The 22328-nt window shown below is 41.3% G+C and carries 17 protein-coding genes; 9 read left to right on the top strand and 8 right to left on the bottom strand.

What is annotated here, in order from left to right; all coding sequences use genetic code 11:
• Window positions 1-65 precede the first annotated feature (65 nt).
• A complete protein-coding gene (locus AAEU28_RS11110; protein WP_421964201.1) occupies window positions 66-2009 on the top strand; it encodes a RecQ family ATP-dependent DNA helicase in 1944 nt (647 codons plus the stop codon).
• A 2-nt stretch (window positions 2010-2011) separates the two neighbouring features.
• Window positions 2012-3187 (top strand): anhydro-N-acetylmuramic acid kinase, encoded by a 1176-nt coding sequence (locus tag AAEU28_RS11105; protein WP_421964171.1) that lies wholly within the window; start codon window positions 2012-2014, stop codon window positions 3185-3187.
• A 387-nt stretch (window positions 3188-3574) separates the two neighbouring features.
• Here the strand turns inward: AAEU28_RS11105 and AAEU28_RS11100 are convergent, their stop codons facing one another.
• From AAEU28_RS11100 to AAEU28_RS11085, 4 genes are all read right to left on the bottom strand, one after another.
• Entirely contained in the window at window positions 3575-4009 is a 435-nt protein-coding gene (locus AAEU28_RS11100) for a hypothetical protein (RefSeq protein WP_421964170.1), read from the bottom strand.
• 264 nt (window positions 4010-4273) lie between these two features.
• The gene (locus tag AAEU28_RS11095) at window positions 4274-5029 is read right to left on the bottom strand and encodes a hypothetical protein (RefSeq protein WP_421964169.1); all 756 of its coding nucleotides are present in this window, start codon (window positions 5027-5029) and stop codon (window positions 4274-4276) included.
• A gap of 156 nt (window positions 5030-5185) precedes the next feature.
• Complete coding sequence (locus AAEU28_RS11090; protein WP_421964168.1) at window positions 5186-5521, bottom strand: gamma-glutamylcyclotransferase family protein; 336 nt, start codon at window positions 5519-5521, stop codon at window positions 5186-5188.
• Between the two features lie 412 nt (window positions 5522-5933).
• Window positions 5934-8075 carry a DUF6351 family protein gene (locus AAEU28_RS11085; protein WP_421964167.1) on the bottom strand — a complete coding sequence of 714 codons (2142 nt, stop codon included), beginning with the start codon at window positions 8073-8075 and terminating at the stop codon, window positions 5934-5936.
• 155 nt (window positions 8076-8230) lie between these two features.
• Here AAEU28_RS11085 and AAEU28_RS11080 point away from each other — a divergent pair, with 155 nt between their 5' ends.
• From AAEU28_RS11080 to AAEU28_RS11055, 6 genes are all read left to right on the top strand, one after another.
• Window positions 8231-8623 (top strand): hypothetical protein, encoded by a 393-nt coding sequence (locus AAEU28_RS11080; protein WP_421964166.1) that lies wholly within the window; start codon window positions 8231-8233, stop codon window positions 8621-8623.
• Window positions 8624-8654: 31 nt separating this feature from the next.
• Window positions 8655-9035 carry a hypothetical protein gene (locus tag AAEU28_RS11075; RefSeq protein ID WP_421964165.1) on the top strand — a complete coding sequence of 127 codons (381 nt, stop codon included), beginning with the start codon at window positions 8655-8657 and terminating at the stop codon, window positions 9033-9035.
• 91 nt (window positions 9036-9126) lie between these two features.
• Window positions 9127-9612 (top strand): DUF411 domain-containing protein, encoded by a 486-nt coding sequence (locus tag AAEU28_RS11070; protein WP_421964164.1) that lies wholly within the window; start codon window positions 9127-9129, stop codon window positions 9610-9612.
• The gene (locus AAEU28_RS11065) at window positions 9612-11369 is read left to right on the top strand and encodes an efflux RND transporter periplasmic adaptor subunit (RefSeq protein ID WP_421964163.1); all 1758 of its coding nucleotides are present in this window, start codon (window positions 9612-9614) and stop codon (window positions 11367-11369) included. Before AAEU28_RS11070 ends, AAEU28_RS11065 begins: the two co-directional genes overlap by 1 nt.
• 15 nt (window positions 11370-11384) lie before the next feature.
• Window positions 11385-14525 carry an efflux RND transporter permease subunit gene (locus tag AAEU28_RS11060; RefSeq protein ID WP_421964162.1) on the top strand — a complete coding sequence of 1047 codons (3141 nt, stop codon included), beginning with the start codon at window positions 11385-11387 and terminating at the stop codon, window positions 14523-14525.
• A 418-nt stretch (window positions 14526-14943) separates the two neighbouring features.
• Window positions 14944-15402 carry an REP-associated tyrosine transposase gene (locus tag AAEU28_RS11055; RefSeq protein WP_421964161.1) on the top strand — a complete coding sequence of 153 codons (459 nt, stop codon included), beginning with the start codon at window positions 14944-14946 and terminating at the stop codon, window positions 15400-15402.
• 214 nt (window positions 15403-15616) lie between these two features.
• Here AAEU28_RS11055 and AAEU28_RS11050 read toward each other — a convergent pair whose 3' ends face one another.
• The 3 genes from AAEU28_RS11050 to AAEU28_RS11040 form a co-directional block, all read right to left on the bottom strand.
• Complete coding sequence (locus AAEU28_RS11050) at window positions 15617-17749, bottom strand: TonB-dependent receptor (protein ID WP_421964160.1); 2133 nt, start codon at window positions 17747-17749, stop codon at window positions 15617-15619.
• Window positions 17750-17829: 80 nt separating this feature from the next.
• Entirely contained in the window at window positions 17830-19173 is a 1344-nt protein-coding gene (locus AAEU28_RS11045; RefSeq protein ID WP_421964159.1) for a histidine kinase sensor domain-containing protein, read from the bottom strand.
• Window positions 19170-19850, bottom strand: coding sequence for a response regulator transcription factor (locus AAEU28_RS11040; protein WP_421964158.1), 681 nt, complete (start codon window positions 19848-19850; stop codon window positions 19170-19172). Before AAEU28_RS11040 ends, AAEU28_RS11045 begins: the two co-directional genes overlap by 4 nt.
• 256 nt (window positions 19851-20106) lie before the next feature.
• Between AAEU28_RS11040 and AAEU28_RS11035 the strand changes: the two genes are divergently transcribed.
• Complete coding sequence (locus tag AAEU28_RS11035) at window positions 20107-20730, top strand: LysE family translocator (protein ID WP_421964157.1); 624 nt, start codon at window positions 20107-20109, stop codon at window positions 20728-20730.
• Between the two features lie 64 nt (window positions 20731-20794).
• On the opposite strand, the gene AAEU28_RS11030 is transcribed toward AAEU28_RS11035, so the two are convergent.
• A complete protein-coding gene (locus AAEU28_RS11030; RefSeq protein WP_421964156.1) occupies window positions 20795-22327 on the bottom strand; it encodes a DUF3369 domain-containing protein in 1533 nt (510 codons plus the stop codon).
• Between the last annotated feature and the right edge of the window lies 1 nt (window position 22328).

The raw sequence follows: 22328 nt of genomic DNA, 5'->3' as shown, positions 1-22328 counted from the left end.
GGTATTATTTGGGGTTGATATTATGCTATCTTAGCTAAGCAGTTGTTAACATGGAATTTCGCATCATGACCGAGTCGGTGCTTCATCAAACCTTAGCGCAATATTTTGGCTTTTCAGAATTTAGACCAGGCCAAGAACAAACAATCACCCAACTAGTAAACGGATATTCTAGTCTAGCAATTTTTCCAACGGGTTCAGGCAAGTCCTTATGCTATCAGTTGACTGCCTTACAGCTACCCAATTTAACGTTAGTTATTTCGCCTTTACTGGCGTTAATGAAAGATCAATTAGAGTTCTTAAAAAGCAAAGGCATTAATGCAGCCAGTTTAGATTCCACGTTAAGTCGAGAAGAAAGTCAGTCAGTAATGCAAAATGTCAGAAATGGCAGCACAAAGGTCTTGATGATCTCGGTTGAGCGTTTTAAAAATGAGCGCTTCAGAGAATTCATTAAGCAAGTACCAATTTCTATGCTGGTCGTTGATGAAGCGCACTGTATCTCTGAATGGGGTCATAACTTTAGACCTGACTATCTTAAATTACCTGACTATCGTAACGAATTAGACATTCCATTGGTGCTGTTATTAACTGCGACAGCCACTAAAAAAGTAAAGCACGACATGGCTAGCCGCTTTGATATAAAACCTGAGCATATTGTTCAAACTGGTTTTTATCGCGCTAATCTAGATTTAAGTGTTTATGCATACCCTGAAGATGAAAAAATCCCTGCCGTTGTTGGATATTTAAAGCAACAAACTGGTGCGGGGATTGTTTACGTAACGCTACAACAGCAAGCCGAGCAAGTTGCAAAGCAATTACAAGCTGCAGGTATTAATGCTGCTGCATACCATGCAGGTTTAGACGATGGCCTTCGCCAAAGCATTCAGAATGACTTCATGAGTAACCAAAAGCAAGTGATTGTGGCCACCATTGCATTTGGTATGGGTATAGATAAATCAGATATCCGTTTTGTTGTGCACTATGACTTACCAAAATCGATAGAGAATTATAGTCAAGAGATTGGGCGAGCAGGCCGTGATGGACAATTTTCAGAATGTATCACTTTAGCTAATTTAGATGGTGTTGCTACGCTTGAGAACTTTGTATATGCCGATACGCCTGAACAAACGAGTATCCAAGCACTGATTGAAGAAATCCAATCTCAGCAACAGCATGGTTTATGGGAAATGCAGGAACTCAGTGCTTCTAAGGTTAGTAATATAAGGCTCCTTGCGCTGAAAACTCTGTTGGTACAACTCGAATTAAAAGGTGTGATTGAAGCTAAATACGCGTTTTACGCCGACTTTAGATTTAAATGGTTGCACACAGAGCACAAAATTCTAAGTCTATTTGACCCAAATCGTCAGCAATTTATCCAGCAAATATTTGCCAATACACACTTTAAAAAAGTGTGGGGTACTGTTGATATACAAGCCTTAGTGCAACAAGGTCATGATAGGAATCGCATTGTTGCTGCCTTAGATTATTTACATGAGCAAGGGCTTATTGAGCTTGAATCAAAGCGTATGATGCAAGTGTATCAAGTTGATGAAATTAAGTTAGCCCTGCCAGATTTAGCGAAAGAGCTTGCCGATTACTTTTTAGAAAAAGAGCAAGCTGAGGTTAAGCGTATCGCTGCTATGCTTCGTTTCTTTGAGTTAAATACGTGCTTGAGTTACAACTTGGCAAGATATTTTGATGACACAAATGCGCCAGAGCAGTGCGGTCACTGCTCAGCGTGTCGAGGGCAAGTTGCTAAACTTGAGCAGTCTAAATCAACTGAGTTCCCATCAGATGAAGCATTAAGAAATGATCTGAATGCATTGAGGCAACATTTAATGCAAATAGGTGTTGCGCCAAGTTCAGCCATTCTGACTCGTTTCTTAACGGGCATGACTTCACCTCTATCGACATCGTCGAAATTTCGACAACGCGCTGGGTTTGGCTGTTGTACCGACATTCGTTATCAAGCGGTGCTGAGTAAAGTGAAACAATTAGGGTTTGGGGCTTAAAAGTGCGCAAAAACATTGAACAGTTATACCACGTTTCACAAAAACCAAAACGCCAAATTATAGGTTTAATGAGTGGTACGTCACTTGATGGGCTAGACATCGCTTTGTGTGAAATAAGTGGTTGTGGTACGAATACCGAAGTGACTTTAAAACACTTCAAGACAGTTGATTACCCTGAGGAAGTTAAAAGCAAAATCAGAACGGTCTTTGCCAAACCACAAGTATCGCTAGAATACCTCTCACTTCTAAACCCCTGGATAGGAAAGTATCACGGCCAACTGATCAACCAAGCTTTAAAAGACTGGCAAGTTAACCCTAAAGACATAGATGCCATAGCCAGTCATGGTCAAACAATCTATCACTGCCCTAAACATCAGCATGATTTTGAAGATTTTGGTAATGCTACTTTGCAAATCGGTGATGGTGATCATTTAGCTATGGAAACTGGCATACTCACTTTGAGCGACTTTAGACAAAAGCACATTGCAGCGGGTGGTGAAGGTGCGCCACTAGCTCAGTTTGGCGATTACTTTTGCTTTTCATCGAACACTGAATACCGTGTTTTATTGAATTTAGGCGGCATCGCCAATATCACTTATTTACCAAAGGCAGGCAGCTTCAACGACATGCTGTGTAGTGATTTGGGTCCAGGTAACACCATCATGGACGCCTACATACAGAAGCATTTCGACCAAGCGTTTGACATTGATGGTGCGATTTCTTCAAAAGGCAGTGTTAACCAAGCTTTATTATCTAAACTTCTAGACATGGATTTTGTTGAATTAGACCTTCCTAAATCAACAGGACCAGAGGTGTTTAATTTAGCTTACTTACAAGCTGCACAGGAAGGCTCAAATACAACTCACTTAAAACATGAAGATGTTATGGCAACCTTGTGTGAATTGAGTGCATTACTAATAGCTAAGCAACTCAATCACCTTTCAGAAAATAAAGAACTTAATGTGTATGCCAGTGGTGGTGGGGTGCACAATCCAATATTGATGCAAAGAATTCAGGAATTATCTAAGGACAAGGTTTTAATTTCATCAAGTAACGAAATAAGCCTAGACCCCGATGCGAAAGAAGCCATTTTATTTGCTGTACTTGCCAATGAGTGCTTAGTTGGTACTTCCATAGAATTTGGAGTAAGTATGGGAAAATTGAGTTTTCCGAATTAACTTAGAAGACACGAAATAAATTTGCTGTTACCGAGGCCATCTAGCTCGGCAGCACCGACTTTACGTCGGGTAAGCGTTTCAAATTCAGACGCGAAATGAATTAGCTGTTAACGAGGCAGTTTAGCTCGGTAGCACTGACTTTACGCAGGGTAAGCGTTTGAAATTAGCAGCGAAGTGAATTTGCTGTTACCGAGGCCGTTTAGCTCGGTAGCACCGACTTTACGTCGGGTAAGTATTTGAAATTAGCAGCGAAGTGAATTTGCTGTTACCGAGGCCGTTTAGCTCGGTAGCACTGACTTTATGTTGGGTTATTTTCTTGCATTCATAAATGCTCAAGAAAGAAAAAAGCCCCGCTAAATTAGTGGGGCTGAAAAACAGCTTAGTAATCTAAAAAGCTGAGAGCATCACTGACATTAGTTTTGCCCCCTGTTTTTTAGCACTTATGAGCCAAGGGGAAATAGCGTTCATTTTTTTGTTTTTAATCGCTTGGCTTTTTATATGCGCATTAAACTCAGCTGAATTTTTAATTGAGCCATGCAAACCAAGCAAGTTAAGCTGCATCAGGTAATCATCGGTTTCACCTTCACCTATCAGCTTTAATATTGCATTCTTATTTTCTAAATCAGCTTTCGTTAAAGTTGTCTCTGCACTAAAACTTTCTGCTCTCGCATCAGGTTTTGTTGCTGATAATGAAATCACATCACCGATCTGTGCATCGTACGGTAAGACGCAATTAAAGGTTATGCCTTCTTTTGCATAATCTAGCTTTAATGTGTCGTACTGACAGGTATGTTGCACACTGTAATTATCTAAGTCGTTCATTGTACGGGGTGTGAATCCGAGCAATAACGGTGAGTGGTTCATAACTTTAAATAGGTTGCTGTATAAGATGGTGTGTATTATCCAAGAGTTTTATTACAGCAATATTACTAACTGGTCGATTTGAGTGTTTTTACTCTAAACGTCTGATTTAAGGGTGCTTTAAATTTCTAGAGCACCCTTCTTGAATTGTAATTGCATAATGGGTATACAACAAAAGTTAATTTATTTAACAGGTTTGTAACGATTTTTCGAATTATCTTTTTATCATCGTAGCGTAATGGTTATATCATCTAATCGTCTTTGTTGTGACGCTCTACTTTTACTGCCACTAGCATAATTACTATCAACACTGCCTAATCTAAAACGTTCAACAAGAAGATTAACTGAGCAGTTTTGGCGTGTGTTTAGATTTTCATCTTTAAACATAGTTAATGTATCAAGATCAATGCTTAGCTTGCCGTCATCTGTCACGTTTTCAAATTTTTCAGCATTTCCTTGAGACCCACCGTCTTTGAGTTTGCAAGAAGAGCTGAGCGTCACATCAAGTTTATCGCCGGTGTTATGGTTAGACCATTCAATCACTAATTGTTCAGACTTAGAGAATGATTGGCTTTTCTGAGGTGCAAGTATTTCAAATGGAGCTGGTAGCGTTAAAGTATTCGTTAGAGTAACATTATCCTCAGAGCGAACAAACTTCACAACATATTGTGTATCTTCAGTGTGTTCATCAAAAATGGCTCGATAGTCAACATCGAATACATCAGTATGTTTTTCTAGTGTTTTAGTGTCGTTGCCCACACTTGCCTCTAACTTATCTGAACTTGATAAACTGATGTTAGTGCCAAATTCATCGGTTAAATTTAATTCAGCGATAACTCGACTAGTATCGCCTCCTGATGTGACATAAATATTTGACCATATAGCGCGAGTTTTGACGTTATCAGATTCAGTTGTTTCCGTTGAGCAGCCGCTGATGGCTGTTAAAGCAAATGGCAAAATGAAATTAATTAATTTGCGCATTATCTTTCCTTTTTATCTTTATAAGCGAGTAGAGGTTTTCTCTCATAACCTACAATGAGAGTGTTTCAATTTTAGTGTCAGATAATTATTTATGTATATAAATTAACTGTAATAGAGTGTAAGTAAAGGTCTGAATTTGTAGCCGGATTAATTTAATTAAGATGCCGCAGCATAAATCCAGCATGTTTTACCTGACGCTAATTGCGCTTCGACTCTTTGGTAGTCATCAACTTCATATTCATCGGCTTGTTGTAACTCAGCATCAGTGATTAAAAAAACGGTACCATCAACAGTATCTTCGCTATGCTCTGATTTAATGAGAATTGGATGATATTCTTTGCCACTGCTTTTAATGACTGCTTCGTCAGTGATTTTAACTTCCCCGAGCTTGTAACCAATCAAGGTATCTTTTTGGCCCTCAAGTAAACGACCAAATGTATCAAGTTGCACTTGAGGTTGCTGTAGCGTGCCATAAGAGAAGAGCGCGTTCATTTAAGTTTCCCGTACATAAGATAAGTTTCGATTGTACAAGAGTTTAAGGCGATTAAAACAGCTATTCATAATCAACCCCTTTAAGGGTCGACTTTATGTCACGCTCAAAAGCGCGGGGTAAACCCGTGCCTAAAGATATAAAAGCGTTCATGAACCCGACATAAAGTCGGTGCTACCGAGTCTTAATTTAGTTAATATGCAGATGACATTTTTCAAACTGATTGTATTGGCCTGTAGACGCACTTTATGTCGCGCACAAAAGCGCGGGGTAAACCCGTGCCTACAAATATAGAAGTAGATTAACCCGACATAAAGTCGGTGCTACCGAGTCTTAATTTATTTAAAGAATTGACCTGTAGGCGCGACTTTATGTCGCGCACAAAAGCGCGGGATAAACCCGCGCCTACAGATGTTAAATATTACTTGGGCGCCCCATATCTCCTTGCTCATAATCACAAACGCCGTGTGGGAAAACGGTCTTTAATTGCTCTGTTAATTTTGTGATAGGGTGGGTCCCATACATGCCTTTTTCGATTGCTGCTTCAACATCAATTAAATGGCATTTGAAGATGTCGCCCGCCCAAGGGCCACCCGATTCAATTCGGCTGGTACTAAACATCGGAAAACGTGACTGACACGCACCGTCTGACTTTTGATTCCATTTACCATCAAACACATCCTCGCCTTTGGCATACGTACTGCCATCGGCTTCAAAGCAGGTATCGCCTAACTCTTGTGGCTTTGCTTCAATAACACTCAGGTTTGGGTTTTGTTTAAGATTCAAAAGCCATTTATCTATCATGGCAAACGCGGCCTGTGTTGGGTCATGATCTTTGTGGGCGACCCAAATAATGTGATTTTTATGATCGCCATTGGCTTTATCTATTCGTAAACGACTATAAAAAGAGGCCGACATATGATGCATATCTAACTCATTTTCAAGGTAATGTCTGGCATCTATGATTGGCAGGTCAACTTTACCTATAAAGACTTGGCCTGAACGATAGGCTGCCTCAATGGCTTCAAGGCTAGCGGTATGACGCTGGGCAGGTCCATGGTTCGCTTCATAAATGTTTTCACTGCCCCAAAGGGAGAGCCAAAGCGGTTTGTGAGGGCCAAGTGGTGTAATGATATGCTCTACTTGCATGGTGGGCTGTGACTTCCAAGCCCCAATGTTGTAGTTGATATCAAAAAACTCCTCGATACTGATTTTATTCTCAAGAAGCGCATTTAACCCATATTGTACGCCCACGTTATCCCAAGTTGAACGGCCAAAACCTTGCTTGTCTGTGCCGAGCACATGCTTCATGTCTTGCCAGTAACTCCAGTTATTTTGTTCTACCACAGAATCGGAAAATAAAGGTCTTAAAAAGCCCTGTTTAGGATTGTTAATATAAGCAGATAGCCCAAAGTAACCGTTTATACATTCGCTGTTCCCATCAGGGAAGCTAGGTACAAATCCGGCCATAAGTTGGTTCAATGGTTGCAGAAAACCGGCCCGCTGCGGAAAGTCATTAATGGCATTCATGCCTTCAATTAAGCGGCGTCTATCCCAGTCTCTCCAAGCCTTTCGGTTATCGGCTCTAAAGGTGAAATAGTTGTTTAGCAGATCACAATCGAGTGCATAGGTGGTTTGGCTGATCATATCCGGATAACTATAAAGAGGCAGTAAGCCATCTAGAATACCTGTACTATTTTGTGCAATTAAATATTGCGCAAGGCCGCCACCCGAGCCACCTACACCCACTGTATAAAGTGGTTCACCATATAAACTGGTAAATTGCTTTTTAACTCTCCTAGCAGTGTCTTCGGCTAGCAGCATGTTATAGGTATAGCTGGTTTTATTGCCACTAGAACTGATAATGGCATAACCATCAAGTAATTGGTCAACTTGGCGCTGCATGACTTTATAGGTTTTTTGCCGGCCTTGCCTAAAGCCAATGCCTGAGCCGCCATTAAATTGATACACCAATCGATTGTTCCATTGCGACTTTGCTAATCTGTCTCCCACTTCTTCAGGTTTAATAGGCATGACAATGGTATAAATAAAGCGATTAATTGTGCCTTGCTCCGCTCTGAATAACGCACCTTGGTAGCCTTTTGCTTGATCTAAAGTGAGTTTTTCGGGCTGTTTGTCGGCATTAATGGCAAAGTATTGTAAGTGCGATTTGACACCGCAGTCTTTGCTGAAACCTAAAAGTTCACCGGTATCACTTGTGACTGGCACACCAAGACCTTCTTGGTTATCGACCTCAGGCTGGCCCACTTTTGAATCAACTGACATACAAAAGAAGGGGTATTGGTTTGGCCCTGAATACAAATTGGTTGCAGGTCCAACTCCACCAAGCGGAATAGGGAAGGGGTAAGTCTCTTCAGGACGTTGGTGTTGAGAAATATGCGGGTAAAAATTAATTAGAAAATTATCTTCAGCAGGTGCAATTGCTTTCACCTGTCTTGCAAGGAATGGATCAGGCGGGGTGAGTTGCTGCCATGCAATAAAGCCAATAATTGCGCTTAAGAGCCCACCAATTATTCCCAAAGTTAGTTTACTCATAACATCACCTTTGGATTATGGCGTTCTCTTTAAGTTTAGAAATAACTTAAGTACTCCGTTGTTATTTGTTTGTTAATTAATCGGTTTTTATATTTAACGGCTTTTTGCTAGTATCTGGATTTAGCATTTCGCAGGTATGAAAGGGAAGTAAGGGCATGAAGCTATTAGTTAAGTCTTACAAAAAACTAATTGAAAAAATAAAACAATTTTCTTGGTACAGCTTGGCAATGTTAATTGTTGTTGTGTTTGCAGGGCCAGAAATTTTCGTGGCAATGGAATTGACTTTGATGCTTGAAGTCATGGGGGCATCGACGTTCTGTATGTTCTATTTGAGCGCCATTAAAGCCTTCTTTGAACCTTATCTCAAAAAACTTAAACCCTACTTTGAACGTTTTGCTCAGTTTGAAGGGCACAGCTTTTTTGTTTTGAAATACAAGCAATATAAGCAAATGCCAAGTATGTTAATGCATGCTGTGCCTGCAAATACTTTACTGCTAGGCTATCTAAGTACCATTACAGGCTTTGCCATCCTGACAAAAATTGTTTAGCATTAGCGGCAGTTAATTCTGTTGAGTTGTTATGTTTAAATTCATCGCATCAATTATGCTGTTTTTAAGTTTAGTCGTTTCGCCATTTGGTCAAATGACGGCTTTTGCTGCCCATGAATGCGATATGACCATGATGACTCAAGATAGCATGATGCAACACACAATGGCGCAAGACGGAATGTCAAAAGACGGAATGTCAAAAGACGGAATGTCAAAAGACGGAATGTCGTCAATGGATTGCTGCGAAGTTGAGTGTGTTTGCCCGATTAATGCCTGTCATGCTTTCACTTATGTACCTCAGTCAGTTCAGACGCTTGGTTTTTTCTCTAGCTTCGAGAAAATTCAAAATGCGCCATTAACACCACCAGCTACAACAATTTCTAATCTCTATCGCCCGCCGATTTTTGCCTAACCTAGGATAAGTGCGCCTAAAATTTGGCGTGTGTGTCCGATTAATCACCTATTTTATTGTTTTGTTTTTATTGTGATTAGGAGCGCAGGCGATGCGAGTTTTCTCAAAGTTAATTTTTTCACTCACGTTATTTTTAAGTATTTTTTCAAATAACAGTTTTTCGCAAGACAAAGCCATAGAGCTACTGGTTGCGAAAACCCCGACTTGTGGCTGTTGTACCTTATGGTTAGATCATCTCACTTCCCAAAATATTAAGGTCGAAGGCAAAAATTTTTCACACCCGCAAATGAGCGAAATAAAGAGTCAGTATGGTATTGAAGCGAGATACCGCTCATGTCATACCGCGGTGCATGCCGACGGGTTTGCATTCGAAGGTCATGTGCCTGCGAAATTCATAAAACAGTTTTTACAATCTCCCCCTGAAAACGCAATTGGATTAAGCGTACCCGCTATGCCACTTGGCTCACCTGGGATGGAAATTGATGAAAGGTTTCAAGCCTATAAAGTGCTGTTGCTAAAAAAAGATGGCAGCTACGAAGTATTCGCAGAAGTGAACAGTTATAAGGAGCAATTCTGATGTCTAAATTTATAACAAATGCGGTATTGCTCAGTTTAGGCATTGCTGCTGGCAGCGCGGGTATGTACTTTTATTCGCAATCAAATACAGAACACAGTACACATGCCGAACAAAGTGATGAAAAAAAACCACTGTATTGGGTTGCGCCAATGGACTCTAATTACCGTCGAGACAAACCTGGTAAATCCCCGATGGGCATGGATCTAATTCCGGTATATGAAGAGTCTAACAGCGAAGATGAACACGGGCCAGGGGCAATTAAGATCTCTCCTGAGGTTATAAACAACTTAGGTGTTCGAACTGCGCAAGTCACACTGAGAGACATGACGCCAACAATTAATACCGTTGGCTATATTCAGTATGATGAAGACAATCTGGTGCATATTCACCCGCGCGTATCGGGTTGGGTTGAGCAATTATTTGTGAAAACCACTGGCCAAAAAGTTAAAAAAGGCCAAGCGCTCTATACCTTATATTCCCCTGAGCTTGTGAATGCACAACAAGAGTTTTTAATTTCTCTTCGTGGCAAAGAATTTGGATTAATAGAAGCCGCCAAGGCTCGATTGAGAGCGCTTCATATTGACGATATTTTTATCGAGCAGCTACAGCGAGATAAAAAAGTCAGCCAAAATGTGACTTTTTATTCGCCGCAAAATGGGGTGGTTGCCAACTTAAATATTCGCGAGGGTTATTATGTGCAACCGGGCACAACCATGATGAGCATTGGTGATTTAAGCAATGTGTGGGTTGAAGCCGAAGTATTTGAGCGTGATGCAGCGTCGGTAACAGTTGGTTTGCCTGTACACATGACCTTAGATTATCAGCCCGCTCGAGCTTGGCATGGTGAGGTGGATTACATTTATCCAACCCTTGATGAAAAAAATCGCACGCTACGTGTACGTCTACGTTTTGAAAACAAAGACGGTGCGCTCAAGCCAAACATGTATGCACAATTGCAAATAAGCGGTAAAACAAAACAAGATAGCATTCTTACGCCAATCGAGTCAGTTATAAGAACGGGTAAACAAAACCGCGTGGTCTTAGCTTTGGGTGATGGGCAGTTTAAATCTATCGCCGTGCAAATTGGCCAAGTCTATCAAGATCAAATTGAAGTATTAGAAGGTCTCAATGAAGGCGATACCGTCGTCACATCTGCGCAATTCTTGATTGATTCTGAATCGAGTAAATCATCAGATTTTAAACGCATGGAGTTTGTTGAAGAGCCAGCTTCTGTCTGGGCTGAAGGGGTCGTCACCGCAAAATCTGACACAGAGCAAAGTGTGACCATCGATCATGCGCCAGTTGAAGCGTGGCAATGGCCACAAATGGTGATGGATTTTGATGTGCTTAACCAAGCTGACTTTGATGCGCTAGAAGTAGGCCATAATTTACATTTTGAGATCACCAAACAAGATGATGGCAGTTATCCGGTTTCAGCAATTCATATTATGGGCAAAGTTGAAGTTGAAACACCTGATACACAAGCCACCGTAAATGGTGTGATCAATGCCATTGATTTTGACGCTCGTATTATCAATATCAGTCGCGAAGCCATTGAAAAGTGGGGCAGAGGGCCTGCAACGATGGACTTTGAGGTTATCAATGAGCTGGACATTTCAACGTTCAAAACGGGTGATAATATCGAATTTACTTTTGATACTGCACAAGACTTTAAAGTCATCGCCATCAACAAACTAGCCGATGAAAAAGCGATGCAGGATGATGATATGTCAATGAATGAGCACGCTCACCATTAATCACGAGGAGGTAATATGATCGCAGCAATTATTCGCTGGTCTATCAGCAACCGCTTCTTCGTGGTGTTGATGAGTTTAATTTTAGTTGGCGCAGGGTTGTTCTCGTTAAAGAACACCCCTGTTGATGCCATTCCCGATTTATCTGATGTACAGGTTATCGTAAAAACCAGTTACCCTGGTCAATCACCGCAAGTGGTGCAAGATCAGGTGACATTCCCGCTCACCACTGCCATGTTATCGGTGCCGGGTGCACAAACGGTAAGGGGTTATTCCTTTTTTGGCGATTCTTACGTTTATATCATTTTCGACGATAAGACCGACTTGTACTGGGCGCGCTCGCGGGTGCTAGAGTATTTAAGCCAAGTTGCGTCGAGCTTACCCAGTAGTGCAAAACCTCAATTAGGTCCTGATGCCACTGGGGTGGGTTGGGTATATTTATATGCGTTGGTCGATAAAACAGGCAAACACGACATTAGCCAACTGCGCAGTATTCAAGACTGGTTCTTAAAATACGAATTGCAATCTGTAGCAGGTGTCTCAGAAGTCGCCGCAGTTGGCGGTATGGTGAAGCAGTATCAAGTGCAAGTCGACCCGGATAAGTTACGCGCCTATGGCATTCCGTTAAATCATGTGCAAACTGCATTACAGCGGGGCAACCAAGAAACAGGCGCATCGGTGCTTGAAATGGCCGAAGCGGAATATATGGTTACCGCGACGGGTTATATCCAAAGTGTGCAAGATATTCTGCAAATTCCACTAGGTGTGAATGAAAAAGGCGTGGCGCTTACCATTGCCGATGTGGCCGTGGTCAATCTTGGCCCGCAAATGCGCCGCGGTGTTGCTGAGCTGAACGGTGAAGGCGAAGTGGTGGGTGGCGTTGTGGTGATGCGCTTTGGTGAAAACGCCAAAACCACCATTGATGGCGTGAAAGCTAAATTAGAATCGCTAAAAGCGGGCTTGCCTGAGGGCGTTGAAATTGTCACTGTGTATGACCGCTCAGCTTTAATCGATAGAGCAGTCGATAATCTATGGGGCAAACTCACCGAAGAGCTGATTGTTGTTGCCCTGATTTGTGCAGCTTTCTTGTTCCATTTGCGTTCTTCAATTGTGGCGGTGATAAGCCTACCAATGGGTATATTAGTGGCGTTTATCGTCATGTATTTTCAAGGGATTAATGCCAACATCATGTCGTTAGGCGGCATTGCGATAGCCATCGGTGCGATGACAGATGGTGCCATCGTAATGATTGAAAATATGCACAAACACATGGAGAAGACCCCACTTACCGATGAAAATCGTTGGCAAGTGGTGAGTAAAGCCGCCAGTGAGGTAGGGCCTGCGTTATTTTTTAGCTTGCTGATTATTACCGTGAGCTTCTTACCTGTGTTTATTCTTGAAGCTCAAGAAGGGCGCATGTTTGCGCCGCTTGCGTATACCAAAACCTATGCCATGGCGGCGTCTGCTGGTTTAGCGATCACCCTAGTGCCTGTGTTAATGGGCTACTTTATTCGCGGCAAGGTACTACCTGAGCGTAAAAACCCGTTGAATAGATTACTGACTGCGATTTATATGCCAGTTCTGAAAGGCGTTTTACGTTTTCCAAAAACCACAATTTTGGCGGCGATCGCAGTTACAGTGGTTGGTTTTTATCCACTAGATAAGATCGGCAGCGAGTTTATTCCACCTTTAGATGAAGGTGATTTAATGTATATGCCAACGACGTATCCGGGCATTTCGATTGGTAAAGCCAGAGAGTTGTTGCAACAAACTGACAAACTAATCCGCACTATTCCTGAGGTAGAGAACGTGTTTGGTAAAGTGGGTCGTGCAGAAACCGCCACTGATCCAGCGCCGCTTACTATGATCGAAACCTTTATCCAGTTAAAACCCAAATCACAGTGGCGTGAGGGCGTGACTACTGAGAGTTTAAAAAAAGAGCTGGATGCATTGGTGAAATTGCCCGGTGTGACCAATGCTTGGGTTATGCCAATCAAAACCCGTATCGACATGCTGGCAACGGGCATTAAAACACCTGTGGGCATAAAAGTGGCAGGACCAGATCTCGATGTAATTCAAGATATTGGTCAACAGCTCGAAACGCTTTTACCTAAGCTTGAAGGCACAGCGTCTGTGTATTCAGAGCGTGTTGCTGGTGGTCGTTATATCAAGGTTGATATTAATCGTGTAAAGGCTGCCCGTTATGGTTTGAATATCGCCGATGTACAGCAAGTAGTAGCAACGGCCATTGGCGGCATGAATGTAACTCAAACTGTTGAAGGGCAAGAGCGCTATCCGGTGAACTTGCGTTACCCACAAGACTACCGAAATTCGCCTGAACAATTAGCGCGAATGCCGATGGTGACACCCACAGGCCAGCGTATTGCGTTGGGTGATGTCGCGCATGTTTATATTGAAAATGGTCCACCAGGTATAAAGAGCGAAAACGCCCGTTTAAATGGTTGGACGTATATTGATATTGAAGACATTGATGTCGGCAATTATGTTGAAAATGCCAAAGCATTACTTACCAAAGAGCTCGAACTACCTGCTGGCTATTCAATTAATTGGGCCGGGCAGTATGAGTACATGGAGCGTGCCAAAGAGAAGCTGAGCTATGTTGTACCATTAACGTTAGCGATTATAGTTATTTTACTTTACCTAAACTTCAGACGTTTGAGCGAAGTTGTGGTGATCATCGCAACATTGCCGATGGCGATGATCGGCGGCTTATGGCTTATGTATCTAGAAGGTTTTAATTTCTCGGTTGCAGTTGGCGTTGGTTTTATCGCATTGGCCGGCGTTGCTGTAGAAATTGGCGTGATCATGTTGGTGTATTTGAATCAAGCACTGCAAGATTTAAAAGATGAACACAAAGCCAAAGGCACAGCCATTGGTAAATCTGGTTATCTAGAAGCCATTTTACATGGCGCAGGATTACGCGTACGCCCTGTGATGATGACAGTCGCAACCATCATTATCGGTTTGTTACCGATTTTATATGGCGATGGCACAGGCTCTGAAGTGATGAGTCGAATTGCAGCGCCTATGGTCGGCGGCATGTCGAGCGCGGTGTTACTGACCTTAATTGTTTTACCAGCGGTTTATTGTTTAATGAAAGCGGGTGAGATTAAGAAGTTTAATGAAAAGATGAGTTAACAATTCGGTAGCACCGACTTTATGTCGGGTGAGTAGTTTTAAATTAAGACGCGAAATAAATTCGCTGCTACCGGGTGTTTAGCTCGGTAGCAGCGACTTTACGTCGGGTAAGTGTTTACAATTAAGACGCGAAATAAATTCGCTGCTACCGGGTGTTTAGCTCGGTAGCACAGACTATATGTCGGGTGAGTAGTTTGAAATTAAGACGCGAGATAAATTCGCTGCTACCGGTGCACTTTAACTCGGTAGCACCGACTTTATGTCGGGTAAGTGTTTGAAATTAAGACGCGAAATAAATTCGCTGCTACCGGGTATCTAGTTCGGTAGCACCGAATTTGCATTGGCTAAATAGCGAACATGCAAAATCAAACTTTAAAGCTAAACTATTAGATTGGTTTGTAATAAAAGGATTTTGTCAATGTTTTCAGCCATAAATCTTCGAAAAGGCAGAGTGTCAATTCCAGGAAGGTATTATGCAATTACAATCACAACTCAAGCTCGGAGAGCAATATTCACCCGACTGCCCGTCAACCAGCTTTTGGGTCAAGAAATATATAAACTTGAAGATAAACAATATGCTGACGTCATTGCATATACAATAATGCCTGATCATATCCATTTGTTGATTAAACTGGGCTTCACTCTTGAATTGGGGCAAGTCATCAAATTCTTCAAAGGACGAACTGCGACTCTTTTAAGAAATACCGTCACAGGTAAGGTTTGGCAAAAAGGGTATTACGATACATGTATAAGGCGAGAAGAAGAGCTGTTAAATCAAGCGAGATATATTGTTGCCAATCCGTTGCGAAAAGGCTTATGTGAGCGAGTGTCAGATTATTCCTATTGGGATTGTATTTATTTAAGTGACGCTAAATAAATTCGCTGCTACCGGTGCAGTTAAACTCGGTAGCACAGACTATTTGTCGGGTGAGTAGTTTTAAATTAAGACGCGAAATGAATTTGCTGCTACCGGGGGAGTTTAACTCGGTAGCACCGACTTTATGTCGGGTAAGTGTATGAAATTATGACGCGAAATGAATTTGCTGCTATCAAAATGTAGCAGCAAATTCATAATACTTATCAGTTAATTATTAAAACTGATAAGACACACTTAAACGTATATCACGGCCAGGCTCATACATACCTTTTAATGTTTCATAGCCCTTACCAAATTTACTAAAGTCGCCAACACTGCCGTGGCTTCGGTATGTTTCGTTAAATAAGTTTTGAATAGAAAGGTCAAAACGTAACTGCTCAGTTGGTTCGTATCGTGCGTATACGTCAACTAAGTTGTAGCCCTCTTTATCGATGCCACCTAGCTCATCTACCCAGCCTAACTCTAAAGAGCGGTGCATAACTTCAATATCATTTAAGTCCGCAACATACTTAAAATTAAAGCCCGTTTTAATGCTATCTGTTACTTCATAGTTAAAGTTGATATTCAGTGCGTTACCTACAGCATTACCAAGTCCACCATATTCGTAGGCATTAATATCTACCTTATTGCGAATGACCTGTTTTTTGCCACCTTCAACTGAACTATCAGGCCAGCTAAATGCCATATTATTTAGTACAACATCGTTATGGTTAAAGCTGACTAACACATCAAATTGATTTGCTTGGTAGCCTGCAACAAGTTCAACACCTGTGCTTTCTAAATCGCCGATATTTTCGTAAAAAACACCTTCACGACCTTTGAATTTATCGAATACCACACCATTAATAGTGCTCTGGTAAACAGATGCTTCGAATAGCCATGTGCCATCGTTGTATTCAAGGCCAAGCTCAATGTTTTCTACATCTTCAGGCGCGAGTTCAGGATTGTCGTTTACTTCACCTGCGGTAAATGCATCAGCTACTTGGCGGCCTCTCAAGGCTTCTGCGTAGCCTGCGCTCAAGGTAATGTTTTCAGCTAAGGTGTATTTGAAACCGATGTTTTTACTAAAGCCGTCTTGTTTTTTAACTGAAAAGTCTTTGCTCTTTGTGACAGGGTTGCCTTGTTCATCATGTTCAACAACCCATTTGCCATCTACCTTAACCCAGTTTGCTTCAAGACCTGTGTGGTCTAGCTCGTAGGCGTCATAACGTACTCCAAAGCTTAGTAATAGGTCAGGTGTAATTTGCCAATGATCTTGGGCATACACGCCAGTCACAGTACCGTCTTCGTTAGCTTTGCCACCAAATGCTTCGTATGACTCAGAGTTAACTTCATCATTCTTTTGTTCAATACCATAGGTTAGAACGTGATTGCCTAGGTCACTGGTATTTCTAATATCAAAACCTGTGGTTTTAATCCCAGCGTTCCAAGTGTAAAGCTCACGCTTTAAAGAAGACTCAGTTGAGTAAAGCGTGGTTTCTAAATTGATGAATTCATTTAAATAAAGCGCATGGTTTAGCACTAAAGTTTCACGGTCAGACCATGTTTTGAACAAAGGCGAGTCAATAGTTTGCACCCAGTTCGTTTGCTTACCAAATTCACCTTCTTCTTCACGAGTTTCATAACTTATGGTGATAAATTGGCTATCACTAATTTCGGCATCTACTTTAACAAAGCCCAGAGTTTGATCTGAGCCTGAACCAGGCAAAACCTCACCATTACCATCTTCCATGTTGTCACGGCTGACATTCACATATGACGCTAACACATTCACTGAATCAGTAACACGACCATACAAAGCAACACTCTGCTTGTTGCCATCGTTAGAGAAAATACTCGCTTTCGCCAACCCGCCAAACTGCTCATCCGCATTTAATAAATCGTTTGCAGTTTTTGTTTTAAAACGAATGGCACCACCGACTGCGCCACTGCCCGCTGTTGCTTCACCCGCACCGGCTTGTACTTCAACACTTCGTAATAATTCAGGCTCAATTGACACACGACCAACATGGTGGAAAAGCGTGCTAGTTTGTGGCGCACCATCAACCGTGATATTCATCATCGAGTCTTCTAAACCACGTACAAATACCTTTTGTACAATACCCAACGAACCGCCAACCGTAATCGATGGGGTAGCTCTAAAGATATCTTCTAAATCATTGGCTTGGTAATTATCTAATTGCTCAGGCGTAATTTCAGAGTTGGTTGTTGCACCTACAACGACAATTTTTTCAATGTCTTTGTTGTCAGAGTCTTTTTCGGTTGCAAGGGCTTGAGTACTCAGCAAGCCAGCAATAAGGGTAGATAGTATTTTTGTTTTGAACACAGGAGTCGCTTTAAAAGTCATGGGACATCTCTAATTACTGATATTTTCTAAATCAGAATTATTCCTATTTGCAATTGTGATTGGTAGCACTTTTACAACTGTTACATTTGCAGCTTTGGAATGGTGATTTTAACGCTGAGGCCGCCGCTTTCTTGATTTATGGCATAGATATTTGCACCAACACTTAAAAGATGGCGTTTAGCTAATGCTAACCCTAAGCCAAAGCTGTCACTTTCAGCCATTCTGCTGTCGTCAACTCTAAAGAAGGGTTCGAAGATTTTATCTAGCAAGTGCTCTGGGATCCCTGGGCCCGAATCATTGATTTCTAGTAGGTAATGATCTTGCTGTTGTGTGAGTCTTACCGAAACGGTTTCTTTGCATGGCGTGTACTTTAGGGCATTTCGCAGCACGTTTTCTATCGCTGGGCAGAGTGCTTTATGACTTGAGTCAGAGATCATTGCTGAGTTTGGTAATTTACTCTCGATGAATTTACAGGCAAACTCGAATCTGGCGTCTTCAATCAAAACATCGAGTAAATCAACTAATTCTACTTGTTCCTGCATGATCTTGGGCTGTTCATTTTCGAGCCAAGCAAAAGTGAGGGTATTTTCAACAAGCTTCCTTATTTGCTTAGATTCCCTTGAAATACGTTCTAAATGATGTGAACTATTACTCGAGTCAAAGTTCTCAACGGCAATATCTAAACGAGTTAATGGCGTTCGCAACTCATGGGACAAATCAGCTATGAGTTGCCTTTGATTCTCGATAAGCTCTCCTATTCGTGATGCCATTGAATCAAACGTATTGGCAAGATGAGACAGTTCATCATCTCGTTTGGCAAAGTGTTGGCCGACTCGAACTGATAAGTCACCCTTGCTGAATGCGAGGGTGGCATTATCGAGTCGATGTAACGGCGTAATAATGTGCCTGTATAGAATGAAGGTGAGCAAGATAAGTAACATCATCGGAATAACGATCTGCAATGCAAATTTTGTTGTTAACCAATGTGTGCCCGGTCGCATTCGCTCAGGTAATCGAATTAAAAAACTGGCGCCATACTCTTGAAAAGGTAACTCCATAATCGGGTTATCAGAAAAGTAGAGGTGGATCTTCCAATCAATGCTGCGCCCAAAATGATAATAACCTACGATGTCTTTATCGTAAGGTTTACCCGCAAATTGCTCAGCTTTAAAACCGACGACAGACACCCACACGTTCTCTTGTTGCTCTATGTCTTGAAGGTACTGTTCTAATCCTGCAAAGTCTTTTTGAACGTAATATGACTCTGCTTTTTCGCCCCAAGCGCTTAATTCAGCTCTATGCTCAGCTTTAATAAAGCTCATTTTCTCTTCGGTTTTTAAGGTAATGGTGTGAACCAAATAGAAAAATGTCACTAGGCCTGTTGCAAGGATAAAAAACAGCTTCCAGAAAATCTTACGCTTCATTTAAAACAGTACCCTTTGCCATGCACTGTCTGTAAACGATCTCCCTGCCAGCCTGCTTCATTAAGCTTGCGCCTTACACGGCTCAAATGCATGTCGATACTGCGGTCGTACGCCCCCAGTTTTTTATTTAATACAGCTTCGTGCAACTCCGCTTTTGGGATAATAACGTTCTGTTTGCTAAGCAGGTTCCACAATAATTTAAATTGGATGGGGGTAAAATCTAACAGTACTTCATTAAGATGTACTTGCTGTGTGTTCACATTGATAGATAAACCATCAAAGTGCATATGCTCTTGGCTGCTACTTTCTATGTCGGGCTTGGCACGGCGTAAAAGACTTTCAATGCGCAGCAGTAATTCTTGGCTGTTAAAAGGTTTGGCAACATAATCATCAGCCCCATGAGTGAATCCTAAAATACGCTCTTCTTCAGCGCCTTTAGCCGAAACCATGATCACGGGGATCTGGCTTACTTTTCGCAATTGTTTGAGTAAAGTAACACCATCTAGTTTTGGCAGCATTTTATCGAGTAAAACGAGGTGATGCTGTTCAGATCTGGCTTTATCAAATCCATGCTCCCCATCAAAGCATTGTTCAACAAGGTAGCCTGCTTTTTTCAGCAAATCTGATAAATAATTGCTAAGTGTAATGTCGTCTTCAATGAGGAGAATAGAGGTCATGGAATATATTATTGCAAATGGAAACTGTTATTATTTGCAATAATAAGCTTGTCAGACGTCTATGTAAATCATTGTGTTCCATTTTTAGGTTTTAACTAAAGAAAAGGAAAGTCAAAAAAATAATTTTTAATAACAGAGTGTTACTTATTATTTTTTAATTTATGAAGTTGTAAACTTATGGGTTAAATTAGATAACTTGCTCAGTTAAAGTGAGCTCGTTAAACTAGCTGCGAATTTTACTATGCAGGATAATGTTGTGGAGTTAACAACTTGGCTAAGCTTAGCCACAATTTGTGTAATTGGTGCTATGTCACCGGGCCCGAGTTTGGCTGTCGTATTACGTCACTCACTATATAACAGTGCAGGGCACGGTATCGCAGCAAGTGTGGCACACGGTGTTGGCGTTGGTATTTATGCCGCATTATCAATAGCAGGTTTAGCAAGTTTAATTACCCATTTTCCGATTGTATTCCAAACGCTGGTTTACGCAGGCGCAGCGTATTTAGCCTATATGGGTTATAAAATCTTAACCAGTAAGTCTTCAGGTCTAGATATTGCTAAAGCAAATGCAACGAGTTATAAGCAAGCCGCGCAAGACGGCTTTGCCATTGCTTTTTTAAATCCTAAGCTCGCAATCTTTTTTATCGCCTTGTTTTCGCAATTTATACAACCAGAAGCCATGACACTGACTGTCGCCATATTAATGTGCGGCACCGTGTTAGTGATTGATACCGCATGGTATTTCTTTGTGTCGGTTGCCAGCGCCAAAGCAAGGCAGAAGTTTGACTTAACTAAGAAACAAGCTGTGATTGATAAATTACTAGGCACTGCGTTTTTATTACTTGCAGCAAGAGTGTTGTATCAACAATTAGTTGGTTAAAGTGACGATAGCCGAACATTTGTCATTATTGTTCAGCTATTGCGCTCGCTTGGAATTATTTTGTTTAATCAGGGTAAGCTTCCATAATTCGTTGTACTTCATCTATATTCTGAATAAATAGCTCTACTAACCTAGGATCAAAATGTTCGCCTTTTTCTTCTTCGAGCAGTTGTAATACTTTATCTATTGGCCAAGCTTCCTTATAACAACGAGAATGGGATAGGGCATCAAACACATCGACAAGTGCAACTATTCGACCGTATATATGAATATCCTCACCTTTTAAACCATTGGGGTAGCCTTTGCCATTGTACTTTTCATGATGCTCTCCAGCGACGATAGCAGCGGCTTTTAAGGTAGGGCGTTTTGAGCGAGCAAAAATTTCATGCCCAATATTCACATGGGTTTTCATTATCTCAAACTCTTCTTCAGTGAGCTTGCCTGGCTTTAAAAGAACAGAATCTGGAATAGCCACTTTACCGACATCGTGCATGGGTGATGCCATAAACAACTCTTGTGCTTTTTCTTCTGGTTCACCAGCCCATAAGGCTAATGCTCTTGATAAATGAGCTACACGTTTAACATGGTTTGCTGCTTCTTTAGAGCGACTTTCAACGACTTCACCTAAAGTGTCGATAATTTCAGATTGTGTTTCGAATATTTCTTTATCAAGCTCAAGATTATCAAAAGCAACCGAGATGTTATTTGAGAAGAGTTCAAGAAGCTTTCGATCCAAATCATCGATTTGATTGATCCCTTCTAAATAAATTAAGTTTTCACCTGCATTCATTGTTTTGAAGTATCCAACAAAACAGTCATTTTCAATTACACACTTCTGACTTAAACAAGCGTTTTCTATCATTGCGTTGATGTTTTCAGGCAGATTTACTTTGTCGCCAGATAATGGACAGTAATCACCAGTACCAGCTAGAAATTGTAATCCATCTTCAGTTTTTCTAACTGCAAAGTTATTGCTATTTTCAGTTCTTTTTTCGTCTGCGTGAAGGAGTGATGCAATTTGGACGAGTAAGCCGCTGGCAAACTCTTGCAATGAGCGGATCCTAAATAAGCTGGCAGTAGAGTCAATGACACGCTCTAGACCTTCACGGTGATTCTCGAGTTTTTTTCTGGCAAGCTCTATATCTAAGATGTCTCTATAGCCTCTCAGGCCGGTATAAACAACGGTAAATAACTTATCACTACTCAAACTTGTTTTATCTTTATAATCATTGATGTCATAGTTAGTAATAACTGTTCTTTCAGGTGCTTGGCCGGGTTGGCCTGTACGTAAAATGATCCTGATAAAATGATTATTTAATTCTTGTCGAATGTATTGCGCTACTTGAAGTCCAGCATCGTCTGTCTCCATCACGACATCTAACAGTACTAAAGCAATATCATTACGCTCTTTAAGCACTTTTCTTGCTTCTTCACCGCTGTAAGCACTTATAAACTCAACGCCTTTGTCATCAAATTCAAACCGACTTAACGTTAGTTTTGTGACTGCATGAACATCAGGCTCATCATCAACAATTAAAATCTTCCATGAAGGTTTATTTTCATCCTTTGATTTTGAAGACTTTTTAAATAACCCCATA

Source organism: Pseudoalteromonas sp. SS15, assembly GCF_049257195.1.
Lineage (GTDB): Bacteria > Pseudomonadota > Gammaproteobacteria > Enterobacterales > Alteromonadaceae > Pseudoalteromonas.
Note: the sequence above shows the minus strand (reverse complement) of the source record. Positions and strands in the feature narration are given on the sequence as shown.

What these genes read in the sequence shown, in the direction of transcription:
- AAEU28_RS11110 (WP_421964201.1), top strand. Translation starts at nt 66, where the DNA reads ATGACCGAGTCGGTGCTTCATCAAACCTTAGCGCAATATTTTGGCTTT.
- AAEU28_RS11100 (WP_421964170.1), bottom strand. Translation starts at nt 4,009, where the DNA reads ATGAACGACTTAGATAATTACAGTGTGCAACATACCTGTCAGTACGAC.
- AAEU28_RS11095 (WP_421964169.1), bottom strand. Translation starts at nt 5,029, where the DNA reads ATGCGCAAATTAATTAATTTCATTTTGCCATTTGCTTTAACAGCCATC.
- AAEU28_RS11090 (WP_421964168.1), bottom strand. Translation starts at nt 5,521, where the DNA reads ATGAACGCGCTCTTCTCTTATGGCACGCTACAGCAACCTCAAGTGCAA.
- AAEU28_RS11085 (WP_421964167.1), bottom strand. Translation starts at nt 8,075, where the DNA reads ATGAGTAAACTAACTTTGGGAATAATTGGTGGGCTCTTAAGCGCAATT.
- AAEU28_RS11080 (WP_421964166.1), top strand. Translation starts at nt 8,231, where the DNA reads ATGAAGCTATTAGTTAAGTCTTACAAAAAACTAATTGAAAAAATAAAA.
- AAEU28_RS11075 (WP_421964165.1), top strand. Translation starts at nt 8,655, where the DNA reads ATGTTTAAATTCATCGCATCAATTATGCTGTTTTTAAGTTTAGTCGTT.
- AAEU28_RS11070 (WP_421964164.1), top strand. Translation starts at nt 9,127, where the DNA reads ATGCGAGTTTTCTCAAAGTTAATTTTTTCACTCACGTTATTTTTAAGT.
- AAEU28_RS11065 (WP_421964163.1), top strand. Translation starts at nt 9,612, where the DNA reads ATGTCTAAATTTATAACAAATGCGGTATTGCTCAGTTTAGGCATTGCT.
- AAEU28_RS11060 (WP_421964162.1), top strand. Translation starts at nt 11,385, where the DNA reads ATGATCGCAGCAATTATTCGCTGGTCTATCAGCAACCGCTTCTTCGTG.
- AAEU28_RS11055 (WP_421964161.1), top strand. Translation starts at nt 14,944, where the DNA reads ATGTTTTCAGCCATAAATCTTCGAAAAGGCAGAGTGTCAATTCCAGGA.
- AAEU28_RS11050 (WP_421964160.1), bottom strand. Translation starts at nt 17,749, where the DNA reads ATGACTTTTAAAGCGACTCCTGTGTTCAAAACAAAAATACTATCTACC.
- AAEU28_RS11045 (WP_421964159.1), bottom strand. Translation starts at nt 19,173, where the DNA reads ATGAAGCGTAAGATTTTCTGGAAGCTGTTTTTTATCCTTGCAACAGGC.
- AAEU28_RS11040 (WP_421964158.1), bottom strand. Translation starts at nt 19,850, where the DNA reads ATGACCTCTATTCTCCTCATTGAAGACGACATTACACTTAGCAATTAT.
- AAEU28_RS11030 (WP_421964156.1), bottom strand. Translation starts at nt 22,327, where the DNA reads ATGGGGTTATTTAAAAAGTCTTCAAAATCAAAGGATGAAAATAAACCT.